Below are 16,696 nucleotides of genomic sequence, written 5' to 3'. Positions count from 1 at the left end.
CTGTCAGGGAACGAATTCCGTGCTGTCACGTCGGAAACTTGGTCGCGTCTTCACCTGTGTTGCCGCTGGAATGGGCAGCGGCCTTGCCACCCCCTTCATCGGCCGTGCCTGGGCCCAGGGCAGCGGCACTGCCGGCGCGGCGCCGCAGGTGGCGCGCGGCCACTACCTGATCCGCGGCGGCGCCGTGATCACCGTCGATCCGTCGATCGGCACGCTGCCGCGCGGCGACGTGCTGGTGCGGGACGGCGCCATCGTCCAGGTCGCGCCGAGCATCGACCCGCCCGCCGGCGCGGAGGTGATCGACGCCACGGACACCATCGTCATGCCCGGTATGATCGACACGCACTACCACATGTGGAGCGCGCTCGGCCGGAACTTCATCGCCGATGGCGGCGTGGAGTACTTCCAGGCGAAGAACGCCTCCTCGCCGAACTACACGCCGGACGACTTCTACAACAGCCTCCGCCTCGGCCTGGCGGAGCTGCTGAACTCCGGCGTCACCACCGTGCACAACTGGTGCAACAACACCCGCTCGCCCGCGCATGCGGATGCGGAGCTGCGCGCGCATCGCGACCTGCTCACCCGCGCCCGCTTCGCCTATGGCCACCGCGACCAGCTCGCGGGCGACGTGCTGATCGACTTCCCCGACATCGATCGCGTGCGGAAGGAGTGGTTCGGGGAATCCGGCCCCTTCGGCGGGCTCGTGCATCTCGGCGTGAACCTGCGCGGCATCGGCCAGAGCACGGCGGAGACCTTCTTCCGCGAGAGCGCGATGGTGAAGGAGCGCGGCATCCCCTACGCCACCCATGCCGGGCAGGCGCCGCCGAACCGGATCGACATCCTGGACTGGGAGAAGCGCGGCATCCTGCAGCCGGGCTTCATGTTCGCCCACTACATCACCGGTGTGGCGTCGGACTTCGAGGTTCTGGCGCGCACCGGCGTCCCCAACAGCTTCTCCACCCTGTCCGAGTTCCGCCTGGGCAGTGCCGGCGATCCGCGCGCGGCGCTGATGGCGCAGCGCAAGGCGGGGGTTATGCTCTCCCTCTCGGTCGATGCCAGCTCGCTCGGCTCGCCCAGCATGTTCGAGGCGATGCGCACCACCTGGTCGATGGGCATCCCGTGGAAGGGCACGCCGTCGGAGGGCGAGACGCCGATCGGCCATGCCGAGATCATCCGCTGGACCACGCTGAACGCGGCGAAGACGCTGGGGCTCGGCGACGTCACCGGCTCGCTCACCCCCGGCAAGCGCGCCGACCTCATCCTGGTGCGGGTGGATGCGCTGAACACGGCGCCGATGGCGAATGTCGAGACGACCATCGTGCAGTCCGCCAATGCCTCCAACGTGGACACCGTGCTGGTGGACGGGCGCATCCTGAAGCGCGGCGGCAAGCTGACCGCCGTGGACACGGCCGAGATCGTGGCCAAGGCGCGCGAATCCGCCTTCCGCATCCGCCGGGCCACCGGCGGCGTGCTGGCGCCCTGCGCCGCCTGCGGCGCCTGACCCTGTCGGGGGCGGGCCGCTCGCGGCCCGCTCCGGGCCGGCCTGGGAGAAGCCCACTCCCGGGCGCGGGTCCTGGCGGATGAGGCTCGGGGTTGCTGGGACCCACGGCCGGGGGCGGCGCCCGCCCCCCCTCGCCGCGGGCGACCTCGCCCTTCCGCCGCCTTATCGGCCGACCGCGTAGCCCTGCATGCCGCGCGGATTGGCCCCGGCGAAGATCTGCCCGTCCGGTTCCTGCCGCACGGCGGAAAGGCGGCCCTCCGTCCAGTCGCCGCCGACCTCGACCCTGTGCCCGCGCCCGCCCAGCGCCTCGGCCACGGCGCGGTCGTAGCGTCCTTCCAGCACCACCTTCCCCGGCTGCGCCCCGCGCGGCCAGAAGCTGCTGATCCAGTGCTCCGAATGGAAGGCGGGGGCGTCGATGGCCTGCTGGATGGTCCAGCCATGGTGCAGCATCCGCAGCAGCATGATCGGCTGCCACTGGTCCTGCTGCTCGCCGCCGGGCGTGCCGAAGGCCATCCAGGGCTTGCCGTCCCGCAGCGCCATGCCGGGGGAGAGGGTGGTGCGCGGCCGCTTGCCCGGCATCAGCCCGTTGGGCAGGGATTCGTCCAGCCAGAACATCTGCCCGCGCGTGCCGAGGCAGCAGCCCAGCTCCGGGATGGCCGGGGAGGATTGCAGCCAGCCGCCCGAGGGCGTGGCGGACACCATGTTCCCCCAGCGGTCGATCACGTCGACATGGCAGGTGTCGGCCCCAGAAACGCCCAGGCGGGAGACGGTGGGCTCGCCGCTGCCGGCCACCTGGCGCGCCTCCGCGGCACGGGCGACGGCGGCCGCGTAGTCCGTGCGCGGGACCAGGCCATCCGGCGAGCCGGGGCGGAACTCCAGCGCGGCCGTCTCGCCGATCAGGGCCCGGCGTTCGGCTGCATAGGCACGGGAGAGCAGGGTCGCCATCGGCACGGCGGTGAAGTCCGGATCGCCGTAGAAGGCCTCGCGGTCGGCGAAGGCCAGCTTCATCGCCTCCACCACCAGATGCGCGAAGCGCTCTCCCAGCGGGTCCAGCTCGCCCAGGCCCAAGCCGTCGAGCAGGAGCAGGGCCTGCAGCATCGCGGGACCCTGGCTCCAGGCACCGCATTTCAGGACGGTCGCGCCCTGGTGCTCGACGGCGAGCGGCGCCTCGATGGGCGCGCGCCACGCGGCCATGTCATCGGCCGAGAGAACGCCCCGGTGCCGCCGGCCGGAGGCGTCGAGCACGGCGTTGCCCTCGCAGAAGCGCCCGATCGCCTCGGCGACGAAGCCGCGGTACCAGGCATCCCGCGCCGCGTCGATCTGCGCGATGCGGTCGGACCCGGCGGCCTCCGCCTCCCGCACCACCCGGGCATAGGTCTCGGCCAGGGCGATGTTGGACCACAGCTTCCCGGGCCGCGGGCCGCCGCCGCGCAGCCAGAGGGCGGCGCTGGTCGGCCACTCCGCCTCGAACAGCGGGCGCACCGTCTGGATGGTCGCGCAGATCCGCGGCACGTAGTGGATGCCGCGCGCGGCATAGCCGATGGCGAAGTCCAGCACGGCCCCGGGCTTCCAGCTCCCATGCTCGCGCAGCAGCGTCATCCAGGCGTCGAAGGCGCCCGGCACCATGGCCGGCAGCAGCCCCGTGCCGGGGATCAGGTCCAGGCCCAGCGCGTCCCGCACATGCGCGACGCTGAGCCCCGCGGGGGCGACGCCCTGGCCGCAGATCACGCTCTGCGCCCCGCGGCCGGCGTCGTGGACCAGGATCGGGCAGTCGCCCAGCGGGCCGTTCAGGTGCGGCTCGGCGATCTGCAGGGTGAAGCCGGCGGCGACGGCGGCATCGGCGGCGTTGCCGCCCCGCTCCAGCACGGCCATCCCGACCGAGCTGGCGAGCCAATGGGTGCTGGCGACGGCGCCGAAGGTGCCGGCGATTTCGGGGCGGGTGGTGAACATGCCGCCCAGGTTAGGCCGCCGGCCCCCCGCCGTCAGCCGGAGAGACGCAGTCTTTCGGCGATCAGGAAGGGGGCGTCCGGGGCGCGCTGGGTGAAGATCGCCACCGACGCCACCCGGCGGGGCAGGGCGGGCGCCTCGCCGAGATGCGCCTCCAGCGCCGGGCGGATGACGGCCATCTCCGCCTCTGCGAGGCGGCGCGTCAGGGTCACGTGGAAGCGCCACTCCTCGAAGACATAGGGGTAGCCCCAGCGCTCCAGCATGGCCCGCTCGCCCGGGCTCAGCCGCTCCGGCCGGCGGCGGGCGGTCTCCGCCTCGCTGGGCGGGGCACGGAGGGGGTCCAGGGCCTCCACCGCCGAATCGCACAGGGCGCGCAGGGCGGGGGAGGGGGCCGATTCGACCAGGGCCAGGAAGCCGCCCAGGCTTTCCAGCCGCAGCGGCGGCAGGTCGAAGGGTGCCGTCCGGGCGGCCAGCGCCGCCGCCGCCTCGCGCAGGGCGGGATAGGGACCGGCCAGCCGGAACGGCGGCTTCAGCGTGGCGTGCAGCCCGTAGCGCCGGGCCTCCGCGGTCACCTCGTGCAGGTCGATTCCGGGCAGGGCGGGCTGGGCCGGGGCGGCCCCCGTCTCCGCATCCCGCCCGAGCCAGGCGGAGCCCAGCGCATGCAGCGGATCGTGGAGTTCCGGGGCCCAGTAGAGCGCGGCGCGCGCGGGTCCGCCGCTCATGCGATGCGCTCGCCCGCCAGCCAGACCGAGCGCATCACGGGCAACCCGAGGACGGTGCGCACCCGCAGCAGATCGGCGCGCAGCCCCGGCGCCAGCCGGCCGCGATCGACCAGCCCGGCCATCCGCGCCGGGTTCTCCGCCACCAGCCGCACCGCCGCCGCAAGCTCCAGCACGCCCTCGGCGGCGAGGCGCCAGACGGCCTCCAGCATGGCGGCCGGCACGTAGTCGGAGGCGATGGCATCCACCAGCCCCTCGCGCAGCAGCGCCATGGCGGAGACGTTCCCGGAATGGCTGCCGCCGCGCACGAGGTTCGGCGCACCGACCACGATGTCCTGGCCATGCGCCCGCGCGGCACGGGCGGCGGGGGCGTTGACCGGGAACTCGCTGATCGTCACGCCGTCGGCGGCGTTGCGGGCCACCGCCGCCTCCGACCAGTCGTCATGCGCGGCCAGCGGCACCCCGCGCCCGCCGATCCGCTCCAGCAAGATGGCGCGGTTGGGTTCGGCATGGCGCTCCCGCAGCGCGGCCAGGCGTTCGATCCGCGCCTCGGCGGCCGGGGTGTCCAGCCCGTCCCGCCGCAGCATGGCGCGGTAGCGGTCCATGTCCGCGAACTGCCCGGCGCCGGGGCAGTGGTCCATCAGGCTGACCATCCGCAGCAGGGGGTGCCCGGCCACCGGCTCCAGCAGCCGGGGCATGTCCGGGGCGGGCAGCTCGCAGCGCAGGTGCAGCAGGTGGTCGCAGCGCAGGGCGCCGGCGCGGCCGAGGAGGTCCAGGTCCCCGATCCCCTCGAGGAAGGTCTGGCCGCGCCCGTGGCTGACCTCCAGCTCGCCGACGCACAGGGCATCCAGCACGGTGGTCACGCCGGCCGCGGCGGTCTGCGCGTCGTGCGCCAGCATGGCGGAGCGGGAGGGCCAGCGCGCGCCGGGGCGCGGCTGCACCTGGCGCTCCAGGTTGTCGGTGTGCAGGTCCACCAGGCCGGGCAAGAGGTGGTCGCCCTCCAGGTCCAGGGCGCCCGCGAGGCCGCTGCGGCCGGTCTCGACCGCGGCGATGCGGCCCTCGCGCAGCACGAGCGTCCCTGGCCGCACCCCGTCGGGCAGAACCAGCAGCGCGTTGGTCAGGACGGTTTCGCGACCCATGCAGATCCACCCCCAAAGGCCGCGCGGGGCCGGCCGCGGAAGGCGGTCCGGCCGGGAGCGCACCGCCCTCTCGGCAGGCCGGCGCGGGGCCGGGCGTGCCGCGTCGCCACGTCGCGCGGCGGCGCCGGGGCGTCAAGACGCGCGCGATCCGGCCGGGCCCTGCGGGCCGGCCGGATCGAGGCGATGCGTGTGAGAAGATGGCTCCCCGAGTTGGACTCGAACCAACGACCTAGCGATTAACAGTCGCGTGCTCTACCAGCTGAGCTATCGGGGAACGCGGCGCCCGATTAGCGGAGGATGGCGGCCCCGGCAAGAGGGGGTCCGGCATCATTCCGCCGCACGGATGCGATGGAGGTTCCGGGCGGAATCGAACCGCCGTACACGGTTTTGCAGACCGCTCCCTGACCACTCGGGCACGGAACCACGGCGCCTCACTAGGGGCTGGCGGCGGCGAAGTCCAGCCCGGGCGGCGCGCGGCGCGGGCATGGGGGAGGCGAGGGGCGGTTTTCCGCGCGCGGCGATCCGCCCTATAAGCCGGGCGCGCATTCCAGAGGGGTCAGGACGCGGGATGGATACCGCCCAGGCACGCCGATACATGGTGGACGGCCAGCTCCGCCCGAACAAGGTCACGGACCCGCGGCTGATCGACGCCATGCTGCGCCTGCCGCGCGAGCGCTTCGTGCCGCGGGCGCAGGCCGCCCGGGCCTATGCCGATGCCGATCTGCCGCTCGGCGACGGGCGCGTGATGATCCAGCCGATGATGCAGGCCCGGCTCCTGCAGCTGGGCACGCCGCGCCCGGGCGACCGGGTGCTGGTGGTCGGGGCGGGCACGGGCTACGCCGCCGCGCTGCTGGCCGAGCTGGGCACCCATGTCGTGGCGCTGGAGGAATCCGCGGCCCTGCTGGCCGCCGCCCGCGACAGCCTCGCGGCATCCGCCCCGGCGGTGCAGCTGGTGCAGGGGCCGCTGCCCGCCGGCTGGCCCGCCGGCGCCCCCTATGACCTGATCCTCGTCGAGGGTGCGGTGGAGCAGATCCCGGAGGCGCTGGCCGGGCAACTCGCCGAGGGCGGGCGCCTGGTGGCGGTGACGGTCCCGCCGGGCCGGGCCGGCACGGCGGTGATCGGCCGCCATGCCGGCGGCAGCTTCTCCACGGTCGAGGCCTTCGACTGCCACACCGCGACGCTGCCCGGCTTCGCACCCAGGCAGGGCTTCGTCTTCGCCTGACCGGGGTGCGGCCCGGACGGGCGGGCCGGGATGCGTCCTGGCGCCGCCCCCGGCGGGCGCGCTAGGGTCGCTGCGAATCTCCTCTGGCGCGGCTGCTTCGACGGATGCCGCGCCCGGACCGCTCCAAGGATACCGGTGCCGATGACGTCCCGACGCTCCCCCCTGGTCCTCCTGGCCCTTCTGACGCTTCCGGCGGGCGCGGCACGGTCGCAGACCCTGCAGGAGGCACTGGCCCAGACCTATGCCAACAACCCCTCCCTCCAGGCGGCCCGGGCGCAGCTCCGCGTGGTGGACGAGAATGTGCCGCAGGCCCTGGCGGGCTGGCGCCCCACCGTCTCGCTCAGCGGCTCCGGCGGCTATACGGAGGGCACCGCGCGGGCGCGGGTGGGCGACGGCCAGGGCGGCCAGATCATCGGCTACAATGATTTCTCCCGGAACACGCTCTCCCTGGCGGCCACGGTCAACCAGCCCCTCTATCGCGGCGGCCGCACCGTGGCGTCCACGAAGCGGGCGGAGAACCAGGTGCTCGCGCAGCGCGCGCGGGTGCTCTCCGCCGAGCAGACGGTGCTTCAGCAGGGCGTCGAGGCCTATGTGAACGTGATCCGCTTCCAGGAGGAGGTGCGGCTCAACGTCAACAACGTCCAGGTGCTGCAGCGCCAGCTCGACGCAACCAACGAGCGCTTCCGCGTCGGCGAGATCACCCGCACGGACGTGGCCCAGGCGGAATCGCGCCTCGCGGCCGCTCGCTCGGCGCGCGAGGACGCGGAGGGGCAGCTGCAGATCGCCCGCACCACCTTCCAGCGCGTCACCGGCATCGCCCCCTCGCGCCTCACCGCGCCGCAGCCGCTGCGCCTGCCCGTCCGCTCGGCGCAGGAGGCGGCACAGGTGGCGGCGGTGAACAACCCGAACGTCGTCGCCGCGCTGTTCGACGAGGCGGCGGCGCGCGACTTCATCGACGTGCAGCTTGCGGCGCTGCTGCCGCAGGCCGGGGTCCAGGCCCAGGCCTTCCGCAACGACAACTCCAGCGCCGATGGCACCCGCGTCACCGGCGGAGCGCTGACCGCGACCCTGTCGGTGCCGCTCTATCAGGGCGGCGCCGAGTATGCGGCCGTCCGCCAGGCCCGGCAGGACGCCTCCCGGCTGCGGCAGCTCGTGGACGACGCCCGCCGGACCGCGGTGCAGCAGTCGTCCCAGGCCTGGGAGACGCTGATCTCCGCCCGCGCGGTGGTGGAGGCGAACCGGGCCCAGATCCGTGCCGCCGAGGTGGCGCTGGATGGCGTGCAGCGCGAGGCTGTGGTCGGCAGCCGCACGACGCTGGACGTGCTGAACGCCGAGCAGGAGCTGCTCAACGCGCGCGTCACGCTGATCCGCGCGCTGGCGGCGGTGGTGACCGGCAGCTATTCCATCGCCACCTCGATCGGACGGCTGACGGCGCAGGACCTGAACCTGCCGGTCCCGCGCTACGACATGACGGCCTATTACCGCGAGGTGCGGAACCGCTGGGCGGGGGCGGGCGACTACTCGGCCCAGGCCCAGTCCATCTCCTCCGAGCCGGTGCGCTGACCATGGCGGCCAACCCCGCTCCGCCGGGCCAGCCCCCTGCCGCTCCTTCGGGCCAGGACCCGTCGATGGAGGACATCCTGGCCTCCATCCGCCGCATCCTGAACGAGGATGAGATGACCCCCGGCGCGGCGCCGCGGCCCGCCGACGCCCAGGCCGGCACCGCGCCCGATCCCGGCGCCGCGCCGCCACCCGCCTCTCCCGCCATGCCGCAGCCCTTCGAACTGACCGAGGCGATGATGATCCCCGCCGAGACCGTTGCCCCGGCCGCCCCGCCGCCCGAGCGCGAGGCCGAGGCCCCGCCGCTCCCGCCGGCTGCCGCCCCGGTACCCGGCGACGGGCTGCTGGGCTCCGCCGCCGCGGCCGCCACGGCCGCCGCGCTGGGGCACCTGGCCCGCACCGTGGCGGCGGAGCGCAACAGCCCCGTCCATCGCGGCGGCCCCAGCATCGAGGACGTGGTGCGCGAGGAGCTGCGCCCCCTCCTGCGCGACTGGCTGGACCGCAACCTGCCGCCGCTGGTGGAGCGGCTGGTGCGCGCCGAGATCGAGCGCGTGGTGGGCCGCGCCCTCTCCTGAGCCGGGAGGCCGGCGCCGGCTGCCGTGAGCCGATCCGGCGCCGTGGCAGCCCAGCCCCGCGCCGGCGGCTTCGCGGAACGTCTTGACGCCCCGCCGCCTCCCGCCCCAGGGATGCGGCCATGCTCGACAAGGTCCTGACGCCCGCCGCCTTCGAGGCGCGACTCTATGACGGCTGGGAGGCCGCCGGCGCCTTCTCCGCGCATCCCGACAGCGCGGCCGACCCCTTCACCATCATGATCCCGCCGCCCAACGTCACGGGCAGCCTGCATATCGGCCACGCCCTGACCTTCACGGTGCAGGACATCCTGATCCGCTGGCGGCGGATGCAGGGGCGCGACGCGCTGTGGCAGCCGGGGACGGACCATGCCGGCATCGCCACCCAGATGGTGGTGGAGCGCCTGTTGGGCACCCAGGGGATCAAGCGCCGGGAGATCGGGCGCGAGGCCTTCCTGGAGCATGTCTGGGAGTGGAAGGCGCAGTCGGGCGGCACCATCACGCGCCAGCTCCGCCGCCTGGGCGCCAGCCTGGACTGGCAGCGCGAGCGCTTCACCATGGACGAGGGGCTCTCCGCCGCAGTGCGCGAGACCTTCGTGACGATGTTCGAGCAGGGGCTGATCTACCGCGACCGGCGGCTGGTGAACTGGGACCCCGTCTTCCAGTCCGCTATCTCCGACCTGGAGGTGGAGAGCCGAGAGGTGAAGGGCCACCTCTGGCATCTGCGCTACCCGGTGGAGGGCGAGCCGGGCCGGTACCTGACCGTCGCCACCACCCGGCCGGAGACGATGCTGGGCGACACGGCGGTCGCCGTGCACCCGGAGGACGAGCGCTTCCGCGACCTGATCGGGAAGCATCTGATCCTGCCGCTGGTCGGCCGGCGCATCCCCGTGGTGGCGGACGAGTATTCCGACCCGGAGAAGGGCACGGGCGCGGTGAAGATCACCCCCGCGCACGACTTCAACGACTTCGCGGTTGGGCGGCGGCACGGGCTGGCCTCGCCCAGCGTGCTGGATGCCGAGGCGCGGGTGATGCTCGACGAGATCGACGCCGACCTCGCCGCCGTGCCGGGGCTCGCCGATCCCGCCTTCGTGCGTGCCCTCGCGGGCAAGGATCGGACGGAGGCGCGCAAGGCCATCGTGGCGGAGCTGGAGCGGCTGGAGCTGTTGGCCGCGACCGAGCCGCACACCCATGCCGTGCCGCATGGCGACCGCTCCGGCGTGCCGATCGAGCCGCGCCTGACGCCGCAATGGTACTGCGACGCGGCGACGCTGGCGAAGCCCGCCATCGCGGCCGTCGAGACGGGCGCCACCCAGTTCGTCCCGAAGCAGTGGGAGAACACCTTCTACGCCTGGATGCGCAACATCGAGCCCTGGTGCGTTTCGCGCCAGCTCTGGTGGGGGCACCGCATCCCCGCCTGGTACGGGCCGGAGGGCAGCGTCTTCGTCGCGCGCGACGCGGCGGCGGCCCAGGCGCAGGCGGCGGCGAAGTTCGGCCGCGCGGTCGAGCTGAGCCAGGACGAGGACGTGCTGGACACCTGGTTCAGCAGCGGGCTCTGGCCGATCAGCACGCTGGGCTGGCCGGAGCGCACGAAGGAGCTGGCGCGCTACTACCCGACCGACGTGCTGGTGACGGGCTTCGACATCATCTTCTTCTGGGTCGCCCGGATGATGATGATGTGTATGCACATGCGCCGCACCGATGCGGAGCGCGACGGCCGGCCTGCGCCCGCGCTGGAGGAGATCGTCCCCTTCCGCACCGTCTACATCCATGGCCTCGTCCGCGACGAGAAGGGCCAGAAGATGTCGAAGTCCAAGGGGAACGTGATGGACCCCCTGGCGCTGATCGACAGCTACGGCGCCGACGCGCTGCGCTTCGCCATCGCGGGGCTGGCGGGGCCGGGACGCGACGTGAAGCTCGGGCCCGCGCGGGTGGAGACGGGGCGCTCCTTCATCACCAAGCTGTGGAACGCCGCCCGCTTCTGCGAGATGAACGGCATCGCGCCCGATCCGTCCTTCGATACGGCCGCCTGCACCACGCCGCTGGCGCGCTGGATCATCGACGCGGCCAATACCGCGATCGGGGAGGCGACGGCGGCGCTGGAGGCCTTCCGCTTCGACGAGTACGCGGCCTCGGTCCGGCGCTTCGCCTGGGACGGGTTCTGCGACTGGTTCCTGGAATTCGCCAAGCCCGCCATGGCCTCGGGGGACACGGTGGAGGCGCGGGAGGCGAAGGGGGCGGCGCAGCACGTCCTCGGCGTGCTGCTGCGCCTGCTGCACCCGGCGGCGCCCTTCGTCACCGAGGAGCTGTGGGACCGCTTCGGCTATGGCCCCGAGGGCAGCCTGATCGGCGCGTCCTGGCCGACGCCCGCCGCCGTGACCGACGCGGCCGCGGCGCGGGAGGAGATGGATTGGCTGGTCGCCGTCATCTCCACCGTGCGCGGCGTGCGGGCGGAGATGAACGTGCCGGTGGCCACCGTCACGCCGCTGCTGCTCCAGGGGGCGTCCGACGCCACCCTGGCGCGCGGGCAGCGCTGGATCGACACCATCCGCCGCATGGCCCGCGTGACGGGCATCGAGGCCGTCGGCGCCGAGCCGCCGAAGGGCGCGGCCCAGGCGGTGGTGGGCGAGGCGACGCTGATGCTGCCGCTGGCGGGCGTCATCGACTTCGACGCGGAGCGCGCGCGGCTGACCAAGGAGCGGGCCAAGGCGGAGGGCGAGCGCAGCAAGATCGCCGCCAAGCTCGACAACGCGGACTTCATCGCCCGGGCCAAGCCGGAGGTGGTGGAGGAGAACCGCGAGCGCCTGGCCGTGGCGGAGGCGGAGATCGCGCGGCTGACCGCGGCGCTGGCGCGGGTCGCCGCCTGACGCCGCCGGGCCTGTCCGGCATGGACAGGCCGCGCCTTCGGCCATAGCGTCGTTCCGACCTTGCAAAGGTCTGGACGGGGCGCCCATGGCGGAGGTTCTGGTGGTGGGGGCGGGGCCGGTCGGCCTGACGCTCGCCTGCGAGCTGGCGCGCCACGGCGTGCGCTGCCGGATCATCGACAAGGCCCCGAAGCCCTCGGCCTATTGCCGCGCCATCGGCGTCACGCCCCGGACCCTGGAGGTCTGGGACGACATGGGCATCGCCCGGGAGATGATCGGGGCGGGGCTCTGGATCACCGGCATGCGCTCCATCCTCCCCGGCCGCCCGCCGGTCGATGCCCTGCTGGACGACGCCACCTTGCCCTATGGCGGGCTCGGCCTGCCGCAATACGAGACGGAGCGCGTGCTGGCGCGTCACCTCGACCGGGCCGGGCTGGCCGTGGAGCGCGGCACCGCCCTGGCGGGGCTGCACCAGGACGCGGAGGCCGTGACCGTGCGGCTGGTGCGCGAGGACGGCGCCAGCGAGCAGACCGCCTATCGCCACGTCATCGGCTGCGACGGCGCGCACAGCGCCGTCCGCCATGCGCTGGGCATCGCCTTCGCGGGCGAGGCCATGCCGATGACCTTCATGCTGGGCGACGTCCACATCGCCTGGGACCTGCCCTACGGCATGACGCTGCGGGCGGTGCATCCGCGCGAGGATGGCCCGCCCGACCTCTTCGTCGCCGTGCCGCTGCCGGAGCGCGGGCGCTACCGGGTCTCGATGGCCGCGCCCGAATCCCTCTCGGCCCGCGGCGGCAGCGGCCATGGCATCCAGGCGGAGCTGCCTGGCCCGGACCTCGCCGATCTCCAGGCGGTGGCGGACCGGCTACTGCCGGAGAGGCCCGTGCTGTCCGACCTGCGCTGGTCCTCGCTGTTCCGGATCAGCATGCGGCTGGCCGAACGCTACGGTGAGGGCCGGGTCTTCCTGGCCGGGGATGCCGCGCATATCCATCCGCCGACGGGCGGGCAGGGGATGAACACGGGCATCCAGGATGCCTACAACCTGGCCTGGAAGCTGGCCCTGGTGCTGCGGGGCGCCTCGCCCGACGCGCTGCTCGACAGCTACGGCGCCGAGCGCCGGCCGGTGGGGGAGGAGGTCGTAGCCCGCACCCTGGCCGCGAGCATGCGCTTCGGCCGCGAGCCGGGCGGCCGGATCGACCGCTCCGCCGACACGCAGCTCGGCATCACCTACCGGGGTGGCGACTGGGTGCGCGACGACGGCGGCGGCGCCGACGGGCCCGTGGCGGGGGACCGCGCGCCGGATGCCACCGGGCTGCGCCAGCGCGGCATCGGCGTGCCGCTGCGGCTGCACGAGGTGCTGCGCGGGACGGAGCACATCCTGCTCGCCCGGGTGACGGCGGGTGACGAGCTGGCGGCGCTCTCCGACTTCGCGCTGGAGGCCGGCCGGCGCCTGGACCGCCGGCTGCGCGTCGTCGCCCTCGGCGCCGCGCCGGCCGGGGACCAGCCCGGCGTCACCCTGCTGGAGGACCGCGAAGGGCGCTTCGCCGCCGCCTACGGCTCCGCGCGGCGCGATGTCCTGGTGCGGCCGGACGGCCATCTGGGCTGGAGCGGGCCGTCCTGGCGGGACCCAGGGCTGGTCGCGCATCTGGGGCGCCTCTTCCCGCGGGGAGCCATCGCATGAACCTGCTCGTCAGCTTCGCGCCCTTCATCCTCTTCGCCGTGCTGCTGCATCTGGGGCAGCCGTCGCTCGCGCTCTGGGGTGGTGCGGCGGCGGCGCTGGTCCTGATCCTGCGCGAGCGCCTCGTCCTTGGCCGCTCGGTCAAGATCCTGGAGGCGGGGACGGCGCTGCTCTTCACCGCGCTGGCCCTCTGGACCGCCGCGACCGGGCAGGCCTGGACCATCCCGCAGGCGCGGCTGGTGGTGGATACCGGGCTGCTGCTGATCGCGCTGGCCTCGCTCGCGATCGGGCAGCCCTTCACGCTGCAATACGCCAGGGAATCGACGCCGCCGGAGATCTGGGCGCAGCCGGAGTTCCTGGCCGCCAACCGGCAGATCACCTGGGTCTGGGCCGGGGCCTTCGCGGTGCTGGTGCTGGCCGATGCGGTCATGGCCTTCCTGCCGCAGGTGCCGCACGCGGTGGGGGTGCTGCTGACGGTCGCGGCCCTCTACGGCGCCTTCAGCTACACGAAGCGCCGCAGCGAGGAGCGTCCCGCGCAGCCGTGATGCGGAGGGCGCGCAGGCCGGGCGGAGGCCGTCCGTCACGGCCGGGCGAGCGGCCTGCGCGCCCCCGCGACAGGGCTCCGCCGCGGTGGCACAACGGCGTGTCCAGGAACGCCTGCCGCCGAAAGGGAGTGCCCGCATGAGCAGCCCGGAGACTCCGTGGGACAAGTCCCGCCTGCCCAGCCGCCACGTCTCGGTGGGGCCGGAGCGGGCGCCGCACCGCTCCTACTACCACGCCATGGGCATGACCGAGGAGCAGATCGCCCAGCCGCTGGTCGGCGTCGCGACCTGCTGGAACGAGGCCGCGCCCTGCAACATCGCGCTCCACCGCCAGGCGCAGAGCGTCAAGCAGGGCGTCGCGGCGGGGCAGGGGACGCCGCGCGAGTTCACCACCATCACCGTGACCGACGGCATCGCCATGGGGCACCAGGGGATGAAGTCCTCCCTGGCCTCGCGCGACGCCATCGCGGACACGGTGGAGCTGACGGTGCGCGGGCATTGCTACGACGCGCTGGTCGGGCTCGCCGGCTGCGACAAGTCGCTGCCGGGGATGATGATGGCGATGCTGCGGCTGAACGTGCCCAGCGTCTTCATGTATGGCGGCTCGATCCTGCCCGGCACCTACAAGGGCCGCGACGTGACGGTGGTGGACGTGTTCGAGGCGGTGGGCATGCATGCCGCCGGGAAGATGTCGGACGAGGAGCTGCACGAGCTGGAATGCGTCGCCTGCCCCAGCGCCGGGGCCTGCGGCGGGCAGTTCACGGCGAACACCATGGCGACGGTCAGCGAGGCGATCGGGCTGGCGCTGCCCGGCTCGGCCGGGGCGCCCGCGCCGTATGAGGACCGCGACCGCTGGGCGGTGGAGTCCGGCCGAGCGGTGATGGCGCTGCTGCGGCAGAACATCCGCCCGCGCGACATCGTCACGCTCCAGGCGCTGGAGAACGCGGCGGTGGTGGTGGGCGCCACCGGCGGCTCGACCAATGCCGGGCTGCATCTGCCGGCCATCGCGCACGAGGCGGGCATCCGCTTCACCATGGACGACGTGGTCGCGATCATGCGGCGGACGCCCTACATCGCCGACCTCAAGCCGGGCGGGAAGTACGTGGCGCTGGACGTGCACAAGGTCGGCGGCATCCCCGTCATCATCAAGGCGCTGCTCGATGCCGGGCTGCTGCACGGGGACTGCCTGACGGTGACGGGGAGGACGCTGGCGGAGAACCATGCCGGCGTGGTCTTCCCGGCCGACCAGGACGTGATCTACCCCGTCTCGCGCGCGATCACGCCCACCGGCGGCGTGGTCGGGCTGAAGGGCAACCTCGCCCCGGACGGCGCCATCGTGAAGGTCGCGGGGATGAAGAACCGCCGCTTCGAGGGCACGGCGCTGTGCTTCGACTGCGAGGAGGACGCCTTCGCCGCCGTGGATGCGCGCGCCTACAAGGCGGGCGACGTGATCGTCATCCGCTACGAGGGGCCGAAGGGCGGGCCGGGGATGCGGGAGATGCTCTCCACCACCGCCGCCATCTACGGCCAGGGCATGGGGGCGGAGGTGGCGCTGATCACCGACGGCCGCTTCTCCGGCGCGACGCGCGGCTTCTGCATCGGCCATGTCGGGCCGGAGGCGGCGGTGGGCGGGCCCATCGCCTTGCTGCGGAACGGCGACCGCATCGTGATCGACGCGGATGCCGGCACCATCGACGTGCTGCTGCCGGAGGCGGAGCTGGCGGCGCGCCGTGCCGCCTGGACGCCGCGCGGCACGGACTACAACAGCGGCGCGCTGTGGAAATACGCCCAGCTCGTCGGCCCCGCCCATCTCGGCGCCGTCACCCATCCGGGCGGGGCGGCCGAGACGCATTCCTACCCGGATCTCTGATGCGGCGGGCGGTGCGGCGGCTGCTGCTCCTCCTCCTGCTTCCCGCCGGCCCGGCTGCGGCCGACGAGCGGGAGATCGCCGGGCAGATGCGCTGCGAGGCGGTGCCGGGCATTTCCGGCGGGTCCAGCGCCATCGCCTTCCGCCTCTTCGCCGAGGAACCGGTGGTCCGCTACGAGCGGCCGGTGCAGATGCGGCGGGGCGGCCCGCCGGATGCGATGGAGCAAGGCACCGGCGCCTGGGCGCCGAACGGTGCCATCGCCCTGCGCGGCGGCGCGAGCGGCGAGGGATGGAGCTACACCGCCCGCTACGCCGGCACGCTGGACCCGGGGGGCAAAGGCGTGCTGAGCGGCCAGCAATCCTGGCGCTATGGCAGGGGCCGCCAGCACGACCGGCCCTGCACCATCGAGTTCGGCGCGACGCCTGGCGAGCGCCGCTGATCGCCTGGCGGCGCATGTGACGGCGGGTTGCGCGCCCTGGCGGCGATGTCACGCCCACGACCGCAAGCGGCAAGGCCGGCGCAGGCAACCTGCCCGGCCGAAGCTGCTCCAGGCGGGCGGCACATGGTCACAGGAGATCGCCATGCGACGCCAATTCCTTGCCGGGCTGGCAGCCCTGGGCGTCGCCTCCACCGCAGCCTGCGCGCAGCCTTTTCCACCGCCCGGACCACCCCCGGGCCCGCGCCCGCCCGGTCCCGTGCCAGGAGCCTTTCCCTTTCCGCCGATCCCGGCACCGCGCATGGAGCCGATCCCCGCTGCCCCGCCCGGCGCGGTGGTCTGGCAGCATGGCCACTGGCACTGGGATGGCCGCGAATATGTCTGGATCCCAGGCCGTTGGATCGAACGCCCGCCGGTCGGCGAGCATTTCGTCCCCGGTCGCTGGGCCTGGGGCTACAGCGGATGGCTCTGGGTTCCCGGGCACTGGCAGTGACGCGCTGCCGATCCGTGCCGGATCCCGGCCGGTGGGCCACTGCCGGGTCGGGGCGGATCGCCGAAGGCCAGCACCGTCCGGACGCGTGAGCCTGCCCCCGGAGCGGCGTGCCGGGGCCCTTCCCGTGAGGGGCCCTTCCCGTGAACGGATGCGGG

The 16,696-nt window shown here is 73.9% G+C and carries 13 protein-coding genes and 2 tRNA genes; 10 read left to right on the top strand and 5 right to left on the bottom strand.

The window, feature by feature from the left end:
• Nucleotides 1-19 precede the first annotated feature (19 nt).
• Complete coding sequence (locus tag LPC08_RS10550; RefSeq protein ID WP_230452638.1) at nucleotides 20-1,501, top strand: amidohydrolase family protein; 1,482 nt, start codon at nucleotides 20-22, stop codon at nucleotides 1,499-1,501.
• 162 nt (nucleotides 1,502-1,663) lie between these two features.
• Here the strand turns inward: LPC08_RS10550 and LPC08_RS10545 are convergent, their stop codons facing one another.
• The 5 genes from LPC08_RS10545 to LPC08_RS10525 all read right to left on the bottom strand — a co-directional run bounded on the left by LPC08_RS10545 (nucleotide 1,664) and on the right by LPC08_RS10525 (nucleotide 5,729).
• The gene (locus LPC08_RS10545; RefSeq protein ID WP_230452637.1) at nucleotides 1,664-3,451 is read right to left on the bottom strand and encodes a gamma-glutamyltransferase family protein; all 1,788 of its coding nucleotides are present in this window, start codon (nucleotides 3,449-3,451) and stop codon (nucleotides 1,664-1,666) included.
• 32 nt (nucleotides 3,452-3,483) lie between these two features.
• The gene (locus LPC08_RS10540) at nucleotides 3,484-4,170 is read right to left on the bottom strand and encodes a DUF1045 domain-containing protein (RefSeq protein ID WP_230452636.1); all 687 of its coding nucleotides are present in this window, start codon (nucleotides 4,168-4,170) and stop codon (nucleotides 3,484-3,486) included.
• The gene (locus LPC08_RS10535) at nucleotides 4,167-5,306 is read right to left on the bottom strand and encodes an alpha-D-ribose 1-methylphosphonate 5-triphosphate diphosphatase (protein ID WP_230452635.1); all 1,140 of its coding nucleotides are present in this window, start codon (nucleotides 5,304-5,306) and stop codon (nucleotides 4,167-4,169) included. Before LPC08_RS10535 ends, LPC08_RS10540 begins: the two co-directional genes overlap by 4 nt.
• A 198-nt stretch (nucleotides 5,307-5,504) precedes the next feature.
• Nucleotides 5,505-5,580: transfer RNA gene (locus tag LPC08_RS10530), tRNA-Asn, on the bottom strand.
• 75 nt (nucleotides 5,581-5,655) lie between these two features.
• Nucleotides 5,656-5,729, bottom strand: a tRNA-Cys gene (locus LPC08_RS10525).
• A 145-nt stretch (nucleotides 5,730-5,874) separates the two neighbouring features.
• Between LPC08_RS10525 and LPC08_RS10520 the strand changes: the two genes are divergently transcribed.
• The 9 genes from LPC08_RS10520 to LPC08_RS10480 all read left to right on the top strand — a co-directional run bounded on the left by LPC08_RS10520 (nucleotide 5,875) and on the right by LPC08_RS10480 (nucleotide 16,541).
• A complete protein-coding gene (locus tag LPC08_RS10520; protein ID WP_230452634.1) occupies nucleotides 5,875-6,528 on the top strand; it encodes a protein-L-isoaspartate O-methyltransferase family protein in 654 nt (217 codons plus the stop codon).
• A 141-nt stretch (nucleotides 6,529-6,669) separates the two neighbouring features.
• On the top strand, nucleotides 6,670-8,091 hold the full coding sequence (locus tag LPC08_RS10515; RefSeq protein WP_230452633.1) for a TolC family outer membrane protein: 1,422 nt from the start codon (nucleotides 6,670-6,672) through the stop codon (nucleotides 8,089-8,091).
• A gap of 65 nt (nucleotides 8,092-8,156) precedes the next feature.
• Complete coding sequence (locus LPC08_RS10510; RefSeq protein WP_304622078.1) at nucleotides 8,157-8,663, top strand: DUF2497 domain-containing protein; 507 nt, start codon at nucleotides 8,157-8,159, stop codon at nucleotides 8,661-8,663.
• A 119-nt stretch (nucleotides 8,664-8,782) separates the two neighbouring features.
• A complete protein-coding gene (locus tag LPC08_RS10505) occupies nucleotides 8,783-11,524 on the top strand; it encodes a valine--tRNA ligase (RefSeq protein ID WP_230452632.1) in 2,742 nt (913 codons plus the stop codon).
• 85 nt (nucleotides 11,525-11,609) lie between these two features.
• Nucleotides 11,610-13,205: an FAD-dependent monooxygenase gene (locus LPC08_RS10500; protein WP_230452631.1), complete on the top strand. Its 1,596-nt coding sequence runs from the start codon at nucleotides 11,610-11,612 to the stop codon at nucleotides 13,203-13,205.
• On the top strand, nucleotides 13,202-13,747 hold the full coding sequence (locus LPC08_RS10495) for a hypothetical protein (RefSeq protein WP_230452630.1): 546 nt from the start codon (nucleotides 13,202-13,204) through the stop codon (nucleotides 13,745-13,747). Before LPC08_RS10500 ends, LPC08_RS10495 begins: the two co-directional genes overlap by 4 nt.
• 136 nt (nucleotides 13,748-13,883) lie before the next feature.
• Nucleotides 13,884-15,614 carry a dihydroxy-acid dehydratase gene (ilvD, locus tag LPC08_RS10490; RefSeq protein WP_230452629.1) on the top strand — a complete coding sequence of 577 codons (1,731 nt, stop codon included), beginning with the start codon at nucleotides 13,884-13,886 and terminating at the stop codon, nucleotides 15,612-15,614.
• Entirely contained in the window at nucleotides 15,614-16,051 is a 438-nt protein-coding gene (locus LPC08_RS10485) for a hypothetical protein (RefSeq protein WP_230452628.1), read from the top strand. Before ilvD ends, LPC08_RS10485 begins: the two co-directional genes overlap by 1 nt.
• 298 nt (nucleotides 16,052-16,349) lie before the next feature.
• A complete protein-coding gene (locus LPC08_RS10480; protein WP_230452627.1) occupies nucleotides 16,350-16,541 on the top strand; it encodes a hypothetical protein in 192 nt (63 codons plus the stop codon).
• Nucleotides 16,542-16,696: the final 155 nt, after the last annotated feature.

It is taken from the genome of Roseomonas sp. OT10, assembly GCF_020991085.1.
GTDB lineage: Bacteria > Pseudomonadota > Alphaproteobacteria > Acetobacterales > Acetobacteraceae > Roseomonas > Roseomonas cutis.
This window is presented reverse-complemented; position numbering and strand designations above follow the sequence as displayed.

What these genes read in the sequence shown, in the direction of transcription:
- LPC08_RS10545 (WP_230452637.1), bottom strand. Translation starts at nt 3,451, where the DNA reads ATGTTCACCACCCGCCCCGAAATCGCCGGCACCTTCGGCGCCGTCGCC.
- LPC08_RS10540 (WP_230452636.1), bottom strand. Translation starts at nt 4,170, where the DNA reads ATGAGCGGCGGACCCGCGCGCGCCGCGCTCTACTGGGCCCCGGAACTC.
- LPC08_RS10535 (WP_230452635.1), bottom strand. Translation starts at nt 5,306, where the DNA reads ATGGGTCGCGAAACCGTCCTGACCAACGCGCTGCTGGTTCTGCCCGAC.
- LPC08_RS10520 (WP_230452634.1), top strand. Translation starts at nt 5,875, where the DNA reads ATGGATACCGCCCAGGCACGCCGATACATGGTGGACGGCCAGCTCCGC.
- LPC08_RS10515 (WP_230452633.1), top strand. Translation starts at nt 6,670, where the DNA reads ATGACGTCCCGACGCTCCCCCCTGGTCCTCCTGGCCCTTCTGACGCTT.
- LPC08_RS10510 (WP_304622078.1), top strand. Translation starts at nt 8,157, where the DNA reads ATGGAGGACATCCTGGCCTCCATCCGCCGCATCCTGAACGAGGATGAG.
- LPC08_RS10505 (WP_230452632.1), top strand. Translation starts at nt 8,783, where the DNA reads ATGCTCGACAAGGTCCTGACGCCCGCCGCCTTCGAGGCGCGACTCTAT.
- LPC08_RS10500 (WP_230452631.1), top strand. Translation starts at nt 11,610, where the DNA reads ATGGCGGAGGTTCTGGTGGTGGGGGCGGGGCCGGTCGGCCTGACGCTC.
- LPC08_RS10495 (WP_230452630.1), top strand. Translation starts at nt 13,202, where the DNA reads ATGAACCTGCTCGTCAGCTTCGCGCCCTTCATCCTCTTCGCCGTGCTG.
- ilvD (WP_230452629.1), top strand. Translation starts at nt 13,884, where the DNA reads ATGAGCAGCCCGGAGACTCCGTGGGACAAGTCCCGCCTGCCCAGCCGC.
- LPC08_RS10485 (WP_230452628.1), top strand. Translation starts at nt 15,614, where the DNA reads ATGCGGCGGGCGGTGCGGCGGCTGCTGCTCCTCCTCCTGCTTCCCGCC.
- LPC08_RS10480 (WP_230452627.1), top strand. Translation starts at nt 16,350, where the DNA reads ATGGAGCCGATCCCCGCTGCCCCGCCCGGCGCGGTGGTCTGGCAGCAT.